Annotated in this window: 11 protein-coding genes; 1 reads left to right on the top strand and 10 read right to left on the bottom strand. The window is 63.2% G+C overall.

Going from position 1 to position 17,886, the window contains the following annotated elements; translation table 11 throughout:
* Positions 1-4: 4 nt before the first annotated feature.
* Positions 5-1,663: a gamma-glutamyltransferase gene (gene ggt, locus RO009_09165; GenBank protein ID MDT3685196.1), complete on the bottom strand. Its 1,659-nt coding sequence runs from the start codon at positions 1,661-1,663 to the stop codon at positions 5-7.
* Between the two features lie 64 nt (positions 1,664-1,727).
* Positions 1,728-2,408: a peroxidase-related enzyme gene (locus RO009_09160; protein MDT3685195.1), complete on the bottom strand. Its 681-nt coding sequence runs from the start codon at positions 2,406-2,408 to the stop codon at positions 1,728-1,730.
* Positions 2,409-2,581: 173 nt separating this feature from the next.
* Between RO009_09160 and RO009_09155 the strand changes: the two genes are divergently transcribed.
* Positions 2,582-7,429 carry an NAD-glutamate dehydrogenase gene (locus RO009_09155; protein MDT3685194.1) on the top strand — a complete coding sequence of 1,616 codons (4,848 nt, stop codon included), beginning with the start codon at positions 2,582-2,584 and terminating at the stop codon, positions 7,427-7,429.
* 142 nt (positions 7,430-7,571) lie between these two features.
* Here RO009_09155 and purH read toward each other — a convergent pair whose 3' ends face one another.
* From purH to RO009_09115, 8 genes are all read right to left on the bottom strand, one after another.
* Positions 7,572-9,164 (bottom strand): bifunctional phosphoribosylaminoimidazolecarboxamide formyltransferase/IMP cyclohydrolase, encoded by a 1,593-nt coding sequence (purH, locus tag RO009_09150; protein MDT3685193.1) that lies wholly within the window; start codon positions 9,162-9,164, stop codon positions 7,572-7,574.
* Between the two features lie 11 nt (positions 9,165-9,175).
* A complete protein-coding gene (locus RO009_09145; GenBank protein MDT3685192.1) occupies positions 9,176-10,951 on the bottom strand; it encodes a heparinase II/III family protein in 1,776 nt (591 codons plus the stop codon).
* 226 nt (positions 10,952-11,177) lie between these two features.
* Positions 11,178-12,518, bottom strand: coding sequence for a transcription antitermination factor NusB (locus tag RO009_09140; GenBank protein MDT3685191.1), 1,341 nt, complete (start codon positions 12,516-12,518; stop codon positions 11,178-11,180).
* Between the two features lie 76 nt (positions 12,519-12,594).
* Positions 12,595-13,536: a zinc metalloprotease HtpX gene (gene htpX / locus RO009_09135; GenBank protein ID MDT3685190.1), complete on the bottom strand. Its 942-nt coding sequence runs from the start codon at positions 13,534-13,536 to the stop codon at positions 12,595-12,597.
* A gap of 155 nt (positions 13,537-13,691) precedes the next feature.
* Entirely contained in the window at positions 13,692-14,204 is a 513-nt protein-coding gene (locus RO009_09130; protein ID MDT3685189.1) for a L,D-transpeptidase, read from the bottom strand.
* Between the two features lie 149 nt (positions 14,205-14,353).
* A complete protein-coding gene (gene acs / locus RO009_09125; GenBank protein ID MDT3685188.1) occupies positions 14,354-16,297 on the bottom strand; it encodes an acetate--CoA ligase in 1,944 nt (647 codons plus the stop codon).
* A gap of 180 nt (positions 16,298-16,477) precedes the next feature.
* A complete protein-coding gene (locus RO009_09120) occupies positions 16,478-16,894 on the bottom strand; it encodes an EVE domain-containing protein (protein MDT3685187.1) in 417 nt (138 codons plus the stop codon).
* Position 16,895: 1 nt separating this feature from the next.
* A complete protein-coding gene (locus tag RO009_09115) occupies positions 16,896-17,885 on the bottom strand; it encodes an NAD(P)H-dependent glycerol-3-phosphate dehydrogenase (protein ID MDT3685186.1) in 990 nt (329 codons plus the stop codon).
* Position 17,886 lies beyond the last annotated feature (1 nt).

The raw sequence follows: 17,886 nt of genomic DNA, 5'->3' as shown, positions 1-17,886 counted from the left end.
TCGGCTAATATCCAGCCGCCAGCGCCCCGCGCGTGCGCGAATCGGCTGCGCCGACAAAGCCCTTCGGCATGACAAGAATGGAGTTCGCCGACGTGGCGGGCGGCCGTTGCTCGATCACGTGGCCGCGCGTTTTCAGGTCATCGAGCATTCCCTGCGGCCAGCCCGGCTCGACGAAAACCTGATCCGGCAGCCATTGATGATGCAGGCGCGGTGCGGCAAGAGCATCCGACAGTGACATGCCGTGATCAATGACGTTCAGGATCACCTGCAACGTGGTGGTGATGATGCGGCTGCCGCCGGGACTGCCTGTAACCAGAAACGGCTTGCCGTTCTTCAGGACGATGGTTGGCGTCATCGACGACAGCGGTCTTTTGCCCGGCGCTGGCGCATTGGCTTCGCCGCCGACCAGGCCGAAAGCATTCGGCGCCAGCGGCTTGGCGGCGAAGTCATCCATCTCATTGTTGAGCAATATGCCGGTTCCTTCGGCGACCAGTCCGTTGCCGTAGCTGAGATTGAGCGTGTAGGTGTTCGCCACGGCATTGCCGAAACGGTCCACCACCGAATAATGCGTGGTGTTGTCGCCCTCGGCTTTCAGCGGATGGCCGTTGCGGATTTCCGGCGATGGCGTTGCGCGCTCGCTGATGGATTTGCGCAGATGCGCCGCATATTTTTTTGACATCAGCGCCTGCACCGGCACCTTCACGAAATCCGGATCGCCGAGATAGACGGCGCGATCGGCATAGGCGCGCTTCATGGCCTCGATCAGACGGTGCGCGGTATCCGGGCTCGCGGCGCCGAGCTTCTTCAGATCGTAGGCTTCGAGGATGTTCAGGATTTCGATGAGATGAACGCCGCCGGAGGATGGCGGCGGCATGGAAACGATCCGGAATCCGCGATAACGGCCAATGACCGGCTTGCGCTCGATCGCGCGATAAGCCTTCAGGTCGGCAGCGGTCATGACACCGCCGGCCTCGCGCACGGCGGCGGAGATTTTATCCGCAATAGGACCCTCGTAAAAAGCGCGGGGCCCTTTCCGGGCGATGGCCTGCAGCGTGCTGGCGAGATCGCTTTGCACCAGACGGTCGCCGGCACCGAGGGTCTGGCCGTCGCGTTTCATGAATATCTTCGCCGATGAGGGCGAGCGGGCAAACAATCGCCGCGCCGAAGGCAAGGTATCGGCAAGGTCGCCATCGATCACGAAGCCGTCGCGGGCCAGCGTGATGGATGGTCCGATCAACTGCGCCAGTGTAAACTTGCCGCTGCCGTATTTCCTGTGCGCCAGTGCCAATCCCGCCACTGTGCCTGGAATGCCAACGGCGAGCCCCGTATTGCGTGATTTTTCGGGATCGGCCTCGCCTTTGTCATCAAGGAAGCTGTCGTGGGTGATCGCGGCCGGCGCAGTTTCCCGGTAATCGATGGCGATGTTGCGGTGCCCTTTGGCGAGATGGATCACCATGAAACCGCCGCCGCCGAGATTGCCCGCGCGCGGATAGGTGACGGCCAGCGCGAAGCCGGTCGCGACCGCGGCATCCACCGCATTGCCGCCCGCCTTGAGAATGTCGGCGCCGACGCGCGCGGCGATGGCCTCCTGCGCCACCACCATGCCGTGGCGTGCGGTGACGGCCTGGACAGGCTGAATGTCTGGTGAGCGCGCGCTGACGATTCCCTGTGGAATCAGCAGCGCCACAAGGGCCAGAAAGAGAATACGCAACAGATCAGTTCCGATGTCAGCGCGCTTGCGCGTGATAAACGGTGTTGGGGCGCATATCGGTCGCCGAGGCGACGCGGTTTGTCATATTGAAGAAGCCGGCGACCGCCGCAATGTCCCAGATGTCGCGGTCGGAGAATCCCACGCGGCGCAGATTCTCGCGATCGGGCTCCTCGACCAGCCACGGCTGGGATGTCAGCTTCACGGCGAAATCCAGCATGTAGCGCTGGCGCTTCGACAAGCGCGCGCTGCGGTAGTTCATCACCATCAATTCGCCAAGCTGGGGTTCGTTCGACAATTGCCGGACCGCGGCGCCGTGCGCCACCAGGCAGTAATAGCAGCGATTGTGAGAGGAGACGGCGACGGCGATCATCTCGCGCTCAAGCTTGCTCAGGCCCGAGGGGCCGAGCATGAGGTCGTTGTACATGGAGACAAAAGCTTCCAGCTTCGCCATGTCGAAGGCATAGGCCTTCAGCACATTGGGCACGAAACCAAGCTTTTCCTCGCATTTCTGGAAATAGGCCTCCATCGAGGGACTGCGTTTCGCGTCGGGCAACGACAGCGCGAGAAAAACGACATCGTCATCCGTTCCGTGGTCCAGGTCTCCGACCGGGGCGGTCTTCTTGGCGGCACCGGCGCGCAGCGCCGCTATTTTGTCTTTCTTCTTGTTCTTGTTGGGCTTTTTCTTGTCCTTAGGCATGGCTGACTCCCGGAAAAATGTGTTGCTGCAAGCCTACAGGGTCGTGAAGCTGCCGGGAACGGCATTCATTGTCGTTGTCTTCGAAACGTCGCGATGCTCGCGCGATCAGGGCTCTCGACGACAGCGGCAGGGTCGGGAAGACTGGCGCGGGGCGAGCGGCAAGAGACAGGCAGATGCGGGTTGAAGGATTTCCGGCGGACGGCAAGCGGTCGGCGCGGCGGCTGATCGAACAGGCGGCGGCGATGATCTCGGGCGACGATGGCGGCAAGGCTGCGGCGCTGGTCGATGCCCTGTTTGCGCAAGCCGCACCGGAAGACCTCACCGGCTACCTGCCGGAGGATCTCGCCGTCCTCGCGGATCGCGCCTATGCATTTTTCTCCGTCCGCAAGCCCGGCGCGCCGAAGATCCGTTTTGTCGAAGCGCCGGCGAACAGCGACAAGCTGAAGGCGATATCGGTGATCGAGATCGTCAATGACGACATGCCGTTCCTGGTTGATTCGGTCATGGCCGAACTGGCGGCGCGCAATGTCTCGGTCCGGCTGGTCGCGCATCCGGTGCTTGGCGTGGAGCGCGACGCATCCGGAAAATTGCTGTCGCTTGCGTCCGATGCCAAGCGCGCCGGCGCGCGCGAGAGCTTCATCCATATCCATGTCGATCGCGATGACGACGAAGCGCGCCGGCACGATCTGGTTCAGGGACTTGAACAGACGCTCGCCGACGTCCGCGTGAGCGTTGCCGACTGGCGGGCGATCCTCGACCGCGTCGGCGGCATGATCGCCGACTTGAAAGCGACACCACCCGCGCTTCCAGCCGACGAAATCGATGAGGCGGTGCAATTTCTGGAATGGCTGGTGGCGGACAATTTCACGTTCCTGGGCGCGCGCGAATACCGCTTCACCACAAGCGGGGATCCCGAGCCTGTGGCCGGGAGCGGGCTCGGAACGCTGCGCAATCCTGATGTCAGCGAGCTAAAGGCAGTCGCCGGTCAGGACGTGATGTTGCGCGAGATGCGCGCATTTCTCGAAGAGCCGAAAGTCCTGATGATCGCCAAGGCGAGCCTGCGCTCGCGGGTGCACCGCCGCGTCTTCATGGATTATGTGTCGGTAAAGCGTTTCGGCGGCGACGGCCGTGTCATCGGCGAATTGCGGATCGTAGGACTGCTGACCTCAACCGCCTATACGCGTTCGACTCGCTCCATTCCCTATATCCGCCGCAAGGTGAATGCGGTGATCGAACGCGCCGGTTTCAGCAGCAGCGGCCATTCGGCCAAGGCGCTGGCCAATGTGCTGGAAACCTATCCGCGCGACGAATTGTTTCAGATCGACGATAAGACCCTCTTTGAATTCGCGTTCGCCATCATGCAGCTCGACGAGCGTCCGCGCGTTCGCGTGCTGTCGCGGCGCGACCGTTTCGGCCGTTTTGTCTCCATACTGGCATTCCTGCCGCGCGATCGCGCCACCAGCGACGTCATCCAATTGATCGGCGATTTCTTCGGCGACATCTATCAGGGACATATCGGCGGCCTCAGCCTGTTCCTGCCGGAAAGCGCATTGGTGCGCGCGCATTTCATCGTGGCTTTGAGCGGACAGAACAACACCGAGCCGGCCGCGGCGCCGGATCGCGCAACGCTTGAATATGGCGTCAGCGCCATTGTGCGCACCTGGAACGACGCCCTGATGGAGCAGCTCGCGCTCAATTTCGACCCCGCCAAGGCGAAGGATCTGCTGATCCGCTATCAGGACGCCTTTTCGCCCGGATATCGCAGCCGCTATTCGCCGGCCGCCGCCATCTCCGACATCCGGGTGCTCGAGGGACTGTCTGCCGGTCGACCGCTGGCCGTCGATTTTCACTCGCTTCCGGTCGCACCGCACGATGAAGAAGCGAACAATGTCGGCCTGAAAGTCCTGAGTTATGACCGGCCGCTGCCGCTGTCGGAACGCGTGCCGGTACTGGAGAATATGGGTTTCCGGGTGGTGGAGGAGCGGACCTCGGAGATCACACCGGCATCGCCCGACGGCGGCGTTGTTTTCCTGCACGACATGGTGTTGGAACGCGCCGATGGTGGAAAGGTCGATCTCGAACGCCTGCGGCAGCCTCTGGAAAGCTGTTTCCTGGTGGTGATGACCGGGGTGGCCGAGAATGACGGTTATAACGCGCTCGTGCTCGGCGCCGGGCTTTATTGGCGCGACGTCGCGTTGGTGCGCGCCATCTCGCGGTTCCTCCGCCAGGTGCAGGTGCCGTTCTCCCAAGACTACATGTGGAAGACGCTGTATCGCCACGCGGCAATCGCGGCGCGACTGCTGGGGCTGTTCCGGGTTCGCTTCGATCCGAGGCTCGACATCTCGATGGAAGAGCGCGGCCATCATGAAGCGGAGATCGCGGCCGAAATCGAATCCGCGCTCGCCAAGGTCGAGAGTCTCGACGAGGACCGCATCCTGCGCCATTTCGTGAATGCGGTACAGAGTGCGCTGCGCACCAATTTCTACCAGCTCGACAAGGACGGCCAGCCAAAAACTCTGATCGCGATCAAGTATCGGAGCCGCAAGCTGACGACGCTGCCGTCGCCGCGTCCGCTTTATGAAATCTTTGTCTATTCGCCGCGCGTCGAAGGCGTGCATCTGCGCTTCGGCAAGGTGGCGCGCGGCGGCATCCGCTGGTCGGACCGGCCACAGGATTTCCGCACCGAGATTCTTGGTCTGGTCAAGGCACAGCAGGTGAAGAACGCGGTGATCGTGCCGGTCGGCGCCAAGGGTGGCTTTGTGCCGAAACGTTCGCCGGCCGGCCCGCGCGAGGCTGTGCAGGCGGAAGGTGTCGCCAGCTACAAGCTCTTCATCGAAAGCCTGCTCGACATCACCGACAATCTCTCGACCGACGGCATCGTGCCGCCGCCGCAGGTCGTGCGGCACGACGACGATGACCCCTATCTCGTCGTCGCCGCCGACAAGGGCACCGCGACCTTTTCCGACATCGCCAACGAGATTTCGCAGAAGCGCGATTTCTGGCTGGACGATGCCTTCGCCTCCGGCGGCTCGGCCGGGTATGACCATAAGAAGATGGGCATCACCGCCCGCGGCGCCTGGGAAGCGGTGAAGCGGCATTTCCGCGAGATGGACATCGATGTCGGTACGACGCCTTTCACGGTGGCCGGCGTCGGCGATATGTCGGGCGACGTGTTCGGCAACGGCATGCTGCGCGAGCAGACCATTCGGCTCGTCGCCGCGTTCGATCACAGGGATATCTTCATCGATCCCGACCCCGATCCGGTGAAGAGCTACGCCGAGCGCAAGCGGCTGTTCGATCTGCCGCGCTCGAGCTGGCAGGATTACGACAAGTCGCTGATTTCAAAAGGCGGCGGCGTGTATCCGCGCAACGCCAAGGAAGTGCCGCTGTCGCCGGAAGCGCGAGCGATGCTGCGGATCGAGTCGTCGAAGCCGACCCCGCAAGAGGTCATGCGCGCCATCCTGAAGATGCAGGTTGATCTTCTGTTCTTCGGTGGTATCGGCACTTACATCCGCGCCTCAACGGAAACCGATGCTGCCGTCGGTGATCGTGCCAATGACGCCATCCGTGTCACCGGTGCCGATCTGCAATGCAAGGTGATCGGCGAGGGGGCCAATCTCGGCATGACCCAGCGCGGCCGCATCGAAGCGGCGTTCCGCGGCGTCCGGCTGAATACCGACGCCATCGACAATTCGGCCGGCGTCAACACCTCCGACGTCGAGGTGAATATCAAGATTGCGCTGGGTAACCCGGTCCGCACCGGGCAGCTCACGCTGGAGCAGCGCAACGCTTTGCTGACGCAGATGACCGACGAGGTGGCGCAGCTCGTCCTGCGCAACAATTATCAGCAAACGCTGGCAATCTCGCTGACGGAGCGACGCGGGCTGGAGGAAGTCGGTTTCCTGCAGCGGCTGATGCAGATGCTGGAGGCGCGCGGCGCCCTCGACCGGGTCGTGGAATTTTTGCCGGATGATGCAGAAATCGCCGACCGCCGCCGCCGTTCGCAAGCCTTCATGCGGCCGGAGCTCGCGGTTCTTCTGGCCTATGCCAAGCTCACGCTGTTCGAGGACCTGATCAGGACACAAGTGCCTGACGATCCCTATCTCGGCCGCGATCTGCTGCGCTATTTCCCGCAAGAGCTGTCGCAGCGTTTTCCCGATGCGCTCAAGCAGCACCGGCTGCGGCGCGAGATCATCGCAACGCATCTCACCAATTCGATGATCAATCGCGGCGGCCCGGCGCTGATTGCCCGCATGACCGACGAAACCGGCGCGCCGGCGGAAAAGATCGCCAAGGCCTTCGCGGTGGTGCGTGACAGCTACGGCATGGTCGCGCTGAACAGCGAGATCGACGCGCTCGACAACAAGATCGCCGGCGCGGTGCAACTCGAACTTTATGGTGCTGCTCAGAACCTTCTTCTGGATCGCATGGTCTGGTTCCTGCGTAACGTCGATCTGGAGAGGGGCCTCGAAGAGACGATCGATCATTTCGGCAAGGGCATTACCGAAATCGAAGCTCTGCTGGAGCGTGCCCTGTCGGAAGAAGGTGTCAGCGCCCGTTCGACGCGGACCGCCGAACTGAAGGCCGCGGGCGTACCGGATGCGCTGGCGCGCCGGATGGCGAATCTGCCGGCGTTGTCGGCGGCGCCCGACATCGTTCTGGTGGCGGAGCGGACCGGCAAGGCCATCGCCGATGTGGCTCTGACTTATTTCGCAGCGCGCAATTTCTTCAAGCTTGACCGCATCACGAACGCAGCGCGTGAGATCGCGGTATCGGATTATTTCGACCGGCTGGCGCTCGATCGGGCGCGCGGCGCCTTGGGCGAGGCCATGCGCCGGCTCACCGGAGAAATGCTCAATGCCGGCGAACCGGGGCAGGCCGCGGTTGATGCCTGGGTCGCAACGCATCAGGGCGATGTCGAGCGCATCCGGACCGCGGTGCATGAGATTGCCGACAGCGGGCTGACGCTGTCGAAGCTGTCGGTGGCGGCGAGCCTGTTGGGGGATCTGGCGGGGAAGTGAGTTTTACCCTCCCCCTTGTGGGGAGGGTGGCGAGCGAGCGAGCCGGGTGGAGGTGGCACGGTGAATTCAAGAGTGACCCCCACCCCGCCCGCTTTCGCTCCGCCCCAGCGGGCGACCCTCCCCACAAGGGGAGGGTAAGGGCTCAATGCCGGAAATGCCGCGTTCCGGTGAACACCATGGCGATGCCGGCGTCGTCCGCCGCCTTGATCACCTCGTCGTCGCGCATCGAACCGCCGGGTTGGATCACTGCCGTGGCGCCTGCTTCGATCGCGACCAGGAGGCCGTCGGCAAACGGAAAGAAGGCGTCAGACGCGACGACCGAACCCTTGGTAAGCGGCTCGGCGAGCCCCGCTTCCTTCGCCGCGTCCTGTGCCTTGCGGGCAGCGATGCGCGCGGAATCGACGCGGCTCATCTGGCCGGCACCGATGCCGACTGTGGCATTGTCCTTCGCGTAGATGATGGTGTTCGACTTCACGTGCTTGGCGACGCGGAAGGCGAAACGCAGGTCGCGCAATTCCGCGTTGGTCGGCGCGCGCTGGGTGACAACCTTCAGGTCCATGTCGTCGGCGACCGCGTTGTCGCGGGACTGCACCAGCAAGCCGCCGGCCACCGATTTGACCGTCACGCCGGATGCACGCGGATCGGGCAGCCCGCCGGCGACCAGCAGGCGGAGATTCTTCTTCGCGGCGACGATCGCAATCGCTTCGTCCGTCGCCTCGGGAGCGATGATCACCTCGGTGAAGATCTCGGTGATGGCGCGGGCCGCCTCGGCATCAAGTGTGCGGTTCAGCGCCACGATGCCGCCGAAGGCTGATGTCGAATCGCAGGCCAATGCCTTCTTGTAAGCGTCGAGCAACGTATCGCCTTCGGCCACGCCGCAGGGATTGGCGTGCTTGACGATCACGCAGGCGGCGGTGCGCTTCGGATCGAACTCGGCGACGCATTCATAGGCCGCGTCGGTGTCGTTGATGTTGTTGTAGGACAACTGCTTGCCCTGCAATTGCCGCGCGGTGGCGACGCCCGGCCGCTGCTCTCCCGAGCGATAGAAGGCTGCGTTCTGATGCGGGTTCTCGCCGTATCGCAGCGCCTCCGCCAGCTTGCCGCCAAAGGCGCGAAAGGCCGGCGCGGTATCGCCAAGCTGGCCGGCGAACCAGTTGGAGATCGCCGCGTCATAGGCGGCGGTGCGGGCATAGGCCTTGGCGGCGAGCTTCTTGCGCAAGGCCAGCGAGGTCGCGCCGTTCTGCGCGGCCAGTTCGTCGAGCAACGTCTTGTAGTCGTGAGCGTCCACGATCACGGCAACATCGCCATGATTTTTCGCCGCTGCGCGGATCATCGCCGGCCCGCCGATGTCGATATTCTCGATGCAGTCGTCGTAGCTGGCTCCCTTGGCCACGGTCGCTTCGAATGGATAGAGGCTGACCACCAAAAGATCGATCGGCTTGATTCCATGCGCCTGCATGGCCGCGGCGTGATCCGTGTTGTGGCGGATAGCGAGCAGACCGCCATGCACCTTGGGGTGCAGGGTTTTGACCCGGCCATCCATCATCTCCGGGAAACCGGTGATGTCGGACACATCGACCACCTTCAGCCCCGCATCGGTCAGCGCCTTGGCGGTGCCGCCGGTGGAGACGATTTCGAGCCCGTGTTTTTCAAGGCTGCGGGCGAAATCGACCAGTCCGGTCTTGTCGGAAACGGAAATGAGTGCGCGGGTGAGGCGGCGAAGATTTTCAGACATTTGAGGTCCTGTCAGAGGGGCAGTTCAGGTTCGTCCTGCGCTGTTTTGCGGGTTGCCGGTTCAGCGCGGCGTTGCGTGCTCTGACCGGTTGAGGTGTGCGCAAAAGTCCAGTGAACCCGCGGTACGCGGCGGGCCTGCCCATAGATCACAATTTGCACGGTCCGGCGCGGGCCATCAAGGCCGGCGAGGAACACGCTTTCTTCCAGCTCGACCTGATCGGTATGCGCGTCGAAGGTCCAGACCTCGCGGTTGGGGAGAACCAGCATCACGCCATGGCCGTCGGTCAGACGGTTGGCGTTTACGCTTGGATGCAGGTGGAAGCGAATGGCGAATTCGTCGGGCACGCCGGGGCGCAGGCCGTCGCCGTGCGCCGGCACGAAGACGTCCTCGCCGTCCAGCCGCAGGCCGTCCGCCGACAGCATCAGCGAACGCTGGTGGATCACTTCAAAATCGTCGGCATAGCCGTCATGCGAGGCCCGCAACCTCACGTCATCGCCATAGTCCTCGCGCGCGACATTGACGCGGCTCGGCCCCCCCATGACCGGAATCCCGATCAGTGTCTTGAAGCTGTCCCCGGCGCGGAATTTGTAGGACGAGGTGTCGTTCAGGATCACCGTGGAATGCGCGGCAGTTGCCCGCGCAACCTGACGCCAGCTTTCGCGATTGTTGGCGGGCATGCCGCAATTCACCACGATGCGATGATCGTTGGCGGACAATTCGAAAGCGAGGCAGCCGGCATGCGCTTCCTGGCTGACCGCCAGCGGTGGCGCGGTGCCGGTATCGACGATCACCAGCATGCTCTTCGAGACCAGGCGCTGATAGCCGGAATGCGGCGCATTCGTCACCGGAGCACCGCGCGCGTCGTCATAGGCGAGTATTGTCGCAAGCTGATCGGCCGGCGTCGGGCCCATCCCGTTGAACAATGCGAAATTGCCGTCGCCATGCCGGAAGAAGCGCAGCATCGGCATCATGCGGTCGATGGCGTTGAGCAAGGCGGCGGGTGGGGGCACGTTGCGCGCTGAAAAAGCCTGCCGCAGCGGCAGGAGATCCAGCAACACCTCGATCAGAACCGCCGGATTGCGGCTGACATGCCCACCGTCGGGCAGGATCTGCCAGCCGAGCTCCTCTTCCAGCCGCTTGGTTGCACTCTTCAAATGCCGTGTCTGTCCGGCCATGCACAGCGTCGCATACATGAGCGCGGTGGCGGCCTGCAGGCGCTGCGCGCCTTCGCGCGCATTCTTGTAATTGTGCCGCAGGTAGCGGACCTGCCGGGTCAGGCTGCGCAGGAAGCGGCGGTAGAAATGAACGTCCGCGTCATGCAGCGCTAGCGGCGCCTGGCTGATCCAGGACATGATCCGGCGCGGGAGGATATCCGGACGCCAGCCGAGCGGATGCCACGAGCCCTGCAACGATATCCACTCGTCGATCAGCGCGCGCGCATTGGCGCGGGTGATGCCCGATTCGGCGGCGCGCAGATGGCGCAGCCAGCCGAAGCCAAGCAAGAGTGCAGCCCACTCGTCGGAAGGCGGAATCATTTCGAAGGGCGAGCGGCCGTCGCAGATCACGACCTTGCCGGCGAAGGCGAATCGGCCGGCATAGATTTCACTCGCCCGGGTCGGGTCGGCGGTGCGCAGGTCCTGCGGAGAAATGACAAGGCGATCGGTCTTGGCCGGGAAAAACCGCCAGCGCAGCAGCGGATGGGCGTTGAGCCGGCCGCCGGCATGGCGAAGCCCGCGGCGCACCAGCAGCATCGATAGCTTGCTTCGCTCCGCGAGTGACACGGACATTCCGGCTTTGCCCTTTTGGCTGGTGACGGGCCCCACGTCCCGCTCAAGTCCCGTTCCCAAGCGAATCATATAACGAAGCGCCGGAACGCGGCCAACTGCAAGGCTTCACAACTTCGCCAACTCGGCCAATGGCCTACCGTCTGATCTTCCCTGGAAGATCAGACGGCAGGTTAATGGTTTAGCCCGCGTTCTGGCGGAAAACCGGCACCCACATTTCCTGATCGCGCTATTGCTTTGTCAGCCGCGCAGCAAAGAAGCCGTCGAGACCGCCCATGCGAGGGTCGGCGCTCGGCCAATGGCTGGGCAAAGTCCGCAGATCGCCTTGCGCCGTGAGGAACGCGGCCTGGCCGAAAATGTCATTGGGCGTGATCGGCCTTCGGCCGACTGCCGGCGTCCGCTCGAGGAATGCGGCAATCGCGGCCTCGCCTTCCTCTGGCTCCAGCGAACAGGTGCAATAGACGATCGTGCCGCCCGGTCTGGTGATTCGCGCGGCATTGTCGAGCAGGCGCTGCTGCAAGGCGGACAGTTTCGCGATGTCGGCTGGCTGCTTCTGCCACGGGATATCCGGATGCCGCCGGATGGTGCCCGTTGCGGAACAGGCGGCGTCCACCAGCACGGCGTCGAAGGGTCCGCCCTCCCAGGCCGTCGCATCGGCGACGACGACATCTGCCGCAAGATTCAAGCGTTGCAGATTATCCTGCAGCCGCGCCAGCCGCACCTTGGAACGATCCACCGCCATGACTTTCGCCCCGGCCTGTGCAAGCTGCGCTGTTTTTCCGCCCGGCGCGGCGCAGAGATCGACGATGGTCATGCCGCTCACGTCGCCGAACAGATGGACCGGCAACGCCGCCGCGGCGTCCTGCACCCACCACTGGCCTTCGTCATAGCCGGGCAAGGCCGGCACCGGCCCTTGCGCCAGCAGACGGACGGTTCCATTCGGCATCACCTGACCGTTGAGACGCGCCGCCCATGTGTCCGGGTCGCTCTTTACGGTGAGGTCGAGTGCGGCTTCGCGTCCGTTGGCGACGGCAATCGCGCGCGCAGTATCGGCGCCATAGGCTTTGCTCCAGCGCTGCAGCAGCCACGCGGGGGTGTCGAGTGTCGTCGTGTCGGCCTTTGCCAGCGCCGCCTTGCCTTCGCGCACGATCCGCCGCAGCACGGCATTCGCCAGCCCCGCGTAATGCGCCTGATATTTGTTGGCCTGCACCAGCCGCACCGACAGATCGACGGCAGCATGATCGGGGACGTCGAGAAACAGGATCTGCGCGGCGCCGATCATCAGCGCGAATTCGAGTTGCGGCGCTTCCGGCGGCAATCCCTTGGTGAGAAACAGATTGAGGATGTGCCGGATGCTGCCGAGGCGGCGCAGCGACGTCGCGACGATATTGCGGGTCAGCGCACGGTCGCGGTCATCCAATGCAAGAAAGCCGGCATGCGCCATCTTGCCGGATAATTGCTCGTCAAGCGGCTGCCGGTTGCGCAGGACCGCTTCCAGAATTTCGGCCGCGATCCTGCGTGTTGCAAGGCCGGGAGGTTCGATTACAGAGTTTTGTTGAGGACGTGTCATCGGCCTTCACATGACATGACAAAACGGCGGAGGCGAGAGGCGCCTCCGCCGTCATTTCGAATGACTGCAGGTCTGTTTAGCCCCAGGGGCCGGTGCGGCGGTTGCCTGACCATGGTCCGGTGGCGGGGACGCTGCCGGACGGCCGGCCGGCGCGGGAATAGCCGCCCCCCTGACCGAGTTCGCGCGATAATTCCTGCAGCGCGGCGATGCGGTTTTCCGTTGCCGGGTGGGTGGAGAACAGGTTGTCCATGCGCTGACCGGACAGCGGATTGATGATGAACATGTGCGCGGTGGCGGGATTGCGCTCGGCGGCTTCGTTGGGGATCGCATGCGCGGCGTTGGAAATCTTCACCAGCGCCGAGGCGAGCCAGTCCGGATTGCCGACGATGCGGCCGCCGAGATTGTCTGCCGAATATTCGCGCGTGCGGCTGATCGCCATCTGCACGATCATCGCGGCGATCGGCGCGAGGATCACCATCGCCAAAGTACCGATCATGCCCATGCCGCTATTGTTGTCGCGGTTGCCGCCGAAGAACATGCCGAACTGCGCGAGCATCGAGATCGCGCCGGCAATGGTGGCGGTGATGGTCATGATCAGCGTGTCGTGGTTCTTGATATGAGCGAGCTCGTGCGAGACGACGCCCGCCACTTCCTCGCGCGACAGCCGCTCCAGCAAACCGGTGGTGACCGCCACCGCGGCATTCTGCGGATTGCGGCCGGTGGCGAAGGCATTCGGCTGCGGATTGTTCATGAGATAGACGCGCGGCATCGGCAGCTGCGCGCGCGCAGCAAGCTCGCCCACCATGTTGTAAAGATCCGGCGCCGAACGCGCGTCGACTTCCTGTGCGCCGTTCATCAACAGGACCATCTTGTCCGAATTCCAGTAGGCGAAAATATTCATTCCGCCGGCGACGAGGAGCGCCAGCAGCGCGCCGCTCTGGCCGCCGATCAGATAGCCGACGCCCATGAACAGGGCCGTCATGCCCGCCAGCAGGATCGCCGTCTTGAAATAATTCATCTCTTTCTCCTCCGCCCTTTACGCATGGCAGATGCGCGCCAGGCTCCGGCTGAAAGAATGGGGATGCATGCGGGCGCATTCAAGGCGCTGCGGACCCCGCAGTGCCGAGGCTAAATCATTACGCGAATTTAAGAAACGGCCCTGGCCACGCGCTTTCAGCGCGTCACGATCACCGGCGTTCCGTAGCTGACGCGGCCGAGCAGATCCAGGATGTCGCGGTTGTGCATCCGGATGCAGCCGTATGAGACAAAGCCGCCGACTGACCCCGGATTGTTGGTGCCGTGGATGGCGTATTGATCGCCGCCCGACAATGTGAGCGCGGCGACCCCCATCGGATTGTTTGGCGCACCGCCGGGAATGACAGCCGGCAGGCTCGGCCTGTCACGGCGAACTTCCGCCGGCGGCGACCATGCCGGATTGCGATACATGCCGTTGATGTATTTGGTGCCGGTCCAGGTCTTGCCGGCGCGTCCGACGCCGACCGGGTAAACCATCGCCCGTCCGCCTTGCATGACGTAGTACAGCCGGCGCTGATTGGTCTTGATCACGATCGTGCCGGGCGACACGTCGGTATCGAAGCGAACGCTCTCACGGGCAAAAGCGACGTCGGTCTGCGCCGCAAGGAAAAGCGCGCCCAGCGACGCCAAGAAGAAGCGTGCAATCCGCATGAAAAAAACCCCAGCCGAATCCAGCGACCTCGCGAAATTACCGCAAGGCCCTACAGGCCGGGAAGTGTCGCCAGAAGTAATGTAAATAGTGTTGAAAAACGGCAACGCGGCCGGTGAATGCCGGCCGCGTTCTGTTCACGGACTCGTGACTAATGCGTCCGGTTTTGCCGGTTGTTCACGAGATCGGTGACAACCGAGGGATCAGCCAGAGTGGTCGTGTCGCCCAGGTTTCCGGATTCATCCTCGGCGATCTTGCGCAGAATCCGGCGCATGATCTTGCCGGAGCGCGTTTTCGGCAGGCTGGGCGCGAATTGCAGAAGATCGGGCGACGCGATCGGGCCGATCTCCTTGCGCACCCAGTCGACGAGTTCCTTCTTGAGTTCCTCGCTCGGCTGCTCGCCCGCCATCAGCGTCACATAGGCGTAGATACCCTGACCCTTGATCGGATGCGGATAGCCGACGACGGCCGCTTCGCTGCATTTCGGATGCGCGACCAATGCGCTTTCAACTTCCGCGGTGCCGAGCCGGTGACCGGAGACATTGAGCACGTCGTCGACGCGGCCGGTGATCCAGTAATAGCCGTCCTCGTCGCGGCGGCAGCCGTCGCCGGTAAAATATTTGCCCGGATAGGCTTTGAAATAGGTTTCGATGAAGCGCGCGTGATCGCCGTAGACCGTGCGCATCTGGCCGGGCCAGGATTCGGTGAGGCAGAGATTGCCGCTGGCCGCGCCCTCAAGCACCTTGCCGTCGGCATCCACGAGCTGCGGCGCGACGCCGAAGAAAGGCCGCGTCGCCGAGCCGGGCTTGAGCTTTGTCGCACCGGGCAAGGGCGTGATCAGGATGCCGCCGGTTTCCGTCTGCCACCAGGTGTCGACGATCGGGCAGCGGCTGTCGCCAACGACGCGATGATACCATTCCCAGGCTTCCGGATTGATTGGCTCGCCGACCGAGCCGAGCAGCTTCAGCGATTTGCGCGAGGTCTTCTTCACCGGCTCGTCGCCGGCCTGCATCAGCGCGCGGATGGCGGTCGGCGCGGTGTAGAAGGTGTTGACCTTGTGCTTGTCGATGACTTCCCAGAAGCGGGAGTTGGTTGGGTAATTCGGCACACCTTCGAACATCAGCGTGATCGCGCCGTTCGCCAGCGGTCCGTAGAGGATGTAGCTGTGTCCCGTCACCCAGCCGACGTCGGCGGTGCACCAGTAGATGTCGCCGTCATGATAGTCGAAGACGTATTGATGCGTCATCGCTACGAAAACGAGATAACCGCCGGTGGTATGCAGAACGCCTTTCGGCTTTCCGGTCGAGCCCGACGTGTAGAGAATGAACAGCGGGTCTTCCGCGTTCATTTCCTCGCACGGGCATTCGGCGGTCACCATGTCTCTTGCTTCGTGGTACCAGACGTCGCGCACCGGATCCATGTTCACCGGATCGCCGGTGCGGCGCACGACAACGACATGATCCACGCCGCCGACTTTCGCGATGGCCGCGTCGACATTGGCTTTCAAGGGAATCTTGCGGCCGCCGCGCACGCCTTCATCCGCAGTGATGACAAAATTCGATTTGCAGTCCTCGATGCGCCCGGCGATTGAATCCGGCGAGAAGCCGCCGAAGATCACCGAATGAATCGCCCCGATGCGCGCGCAGGCGAGGATCGCATAGGCGGTTTCCGGAATCATCGGCATGTAGATCGTGACGCGATCGCCCTTCTTTACATTCCGGTTGCGCAGGATGTTGGCGAAGCGGCAGACCTCGTCGTGCAGTTCCTGGTAGGTGATGTGTCTTGAATCTTTCGGATCGTCCCCTTCCCAGATGATAGCGGTCTGATTGGCGCGCTTCGGCAGATGGCGGTCGATGCAATTATAGGCGGCGTTGAGCGTGCCGTCCTCGAACCATTTGATCGAGACATTGTCCGTAGCAAAGGACGTATTCTTGACCTTGGCAAAAGGTCGCATCCAGTCGAGTCGCAGAGCGTGCTTGGCCCAGAATGCATCCGGATCAGAAACGGATTCGGCATACATTTCCTTGTATTTGGCATCGTCCAGAAAAGCGCGGCTCTTCCATTCGGCCGGAACGTCGTAAACCTTGTCGGACATCGCTGTGATCCTCTCCCCACGCTAGACGCAGGATCGCCCGGCGAGCCTGCCAACTTCTTGATTTGCCGCAATATGCGGCCCCGGCCGGGCTCCGGCAAGGCGGCAGGCGTGCCACTTTGGTGGCATGGCACCGCGAAAGCCGGCCTTGCTCGGCACCACAGCCGCAGTTTGCGGGCCAATTTACTTTATTCCGCCCATTCTGCAGATGGTCTTCCACTCTGCTTCCGTGACGGGCTGGATTGAAAGCCGAGCGAACTTCACCAGCGCCATGTCTTTGAAGCGTTTGTCCGCCTTGATCGCCGCCAGCGTGACCGGGGTGATGAACGGCTCGCGCGCCCTGACGTCCACGGACTTGAAAACGCCCTTCTCGTCGGTCGGATCAACGTAGCTCTCTCGTATGATCTCAACGATACCGACAATCTGCTTCTCGTCGCCGGTATGATAGAAGAATGCGCGCTCACCCTTCTTCATTTCCGTCAAGTAACGTCGCGCCGTGAAGTTGCGCACGCCGGTCCATGGCTCTCCCTTTGCGCCGCGCTTGACTTGATCGTCCCAGGAAAACTCTTCCGGCTCGGTTTTGAGCAGCCAATAGGCCATGTCAGATCTCCGATCCGATCGGCCGCGCCAACAGCTTCTCAATGGCTTCCTCGACGCTCGCGCTGCCGTCCAGCACGGCTGCAACGGCGTCGGCGATCGGCATCTCAATGCCACGCTGGTGGGCCATGTCGGTGAGCACCGAGGCAGTATACGCGCCTTCCGCCAGCTTGGATGCGCCCAGCGCCTCCAGCGGAGACTTGCCGCGGCCGAGCGCGACGCCCAGCGAGAAGTTGCGCGACTGGGGGCTCGAGCAGGTCAGGATCAGGTCGCCGAGTCCGGATAGTCCCATCATCGTCTCGGTTCGTGCGCCATGCGCCTTGCCGAAACGCACAAGTTCGGCGAAGCCGCGCGTCGTCAGGGCCGCCGCCGCGCTGTCGCCGAGACCCCGGCCGGCGACGATACCGGCGGCAATGGCGAAAACATTCTTCGCCGCGCCGCCGATCTCGACGCCGCGGATGTCGGTCGTGTGATAAGGGCGAAAGCTCGGAGAGCCCAGCGCCTGCGACAGCGCGGCCGCGATCTCCTCCTTGGGCGCTGCGAGGGTCACGGCCGTGGGCAATCCGCGCGCCACATCGGCGGCAAAGCTCGGACCGGACAGGATCGCCGGCACTGCATCCGGCACGCATTCGGCGATCACCTCGGTCATGAATTTGCGGGTGCCGCGTTCGATGCCCTTGGCGCAAGTGACGAGCGGCGTACCGGGCCTGATGACGGACCTCGCCTTGGTGAGAACCTCGCGCGATGCCTGCGCCGGGACAACAACAAGTATCGCTTCGGCTTCCGCTGCCTGCGCAAGCGACATGGTAATGCCGACACGGGGATTTATTTTCACACCGGGAAGCATTGGCGACATGCGCGTCGCCGCAATCGTGTCGGCTTCCGTCTTGTCGATGGTCCAGAGCGTGACCTGGCGACCGGAATGCGCGGCGGCATTGGCGAGCGCTGTCCCCCAGGCCCCGGCTCCAAGCACAGCGATATGGTTGAATGACATG

The sequence above is a fragment of the Pseudorhodoplanes sp. genome (assembly GCA_032027085.1).
In the GTDB taxonomy this organism is placed as follows: domain Bacteria; phylum Pseudomonadota; class Alphaproteobacteria; order Rhizobiales; family Xanthobacteraceae; genus Pseudorhodoplanes.
The sequence above is the reverse complement of the archived record's forward strand: the minus strand, read 5'-3'. Positions and strand labels throughout refer to the sequence as shown.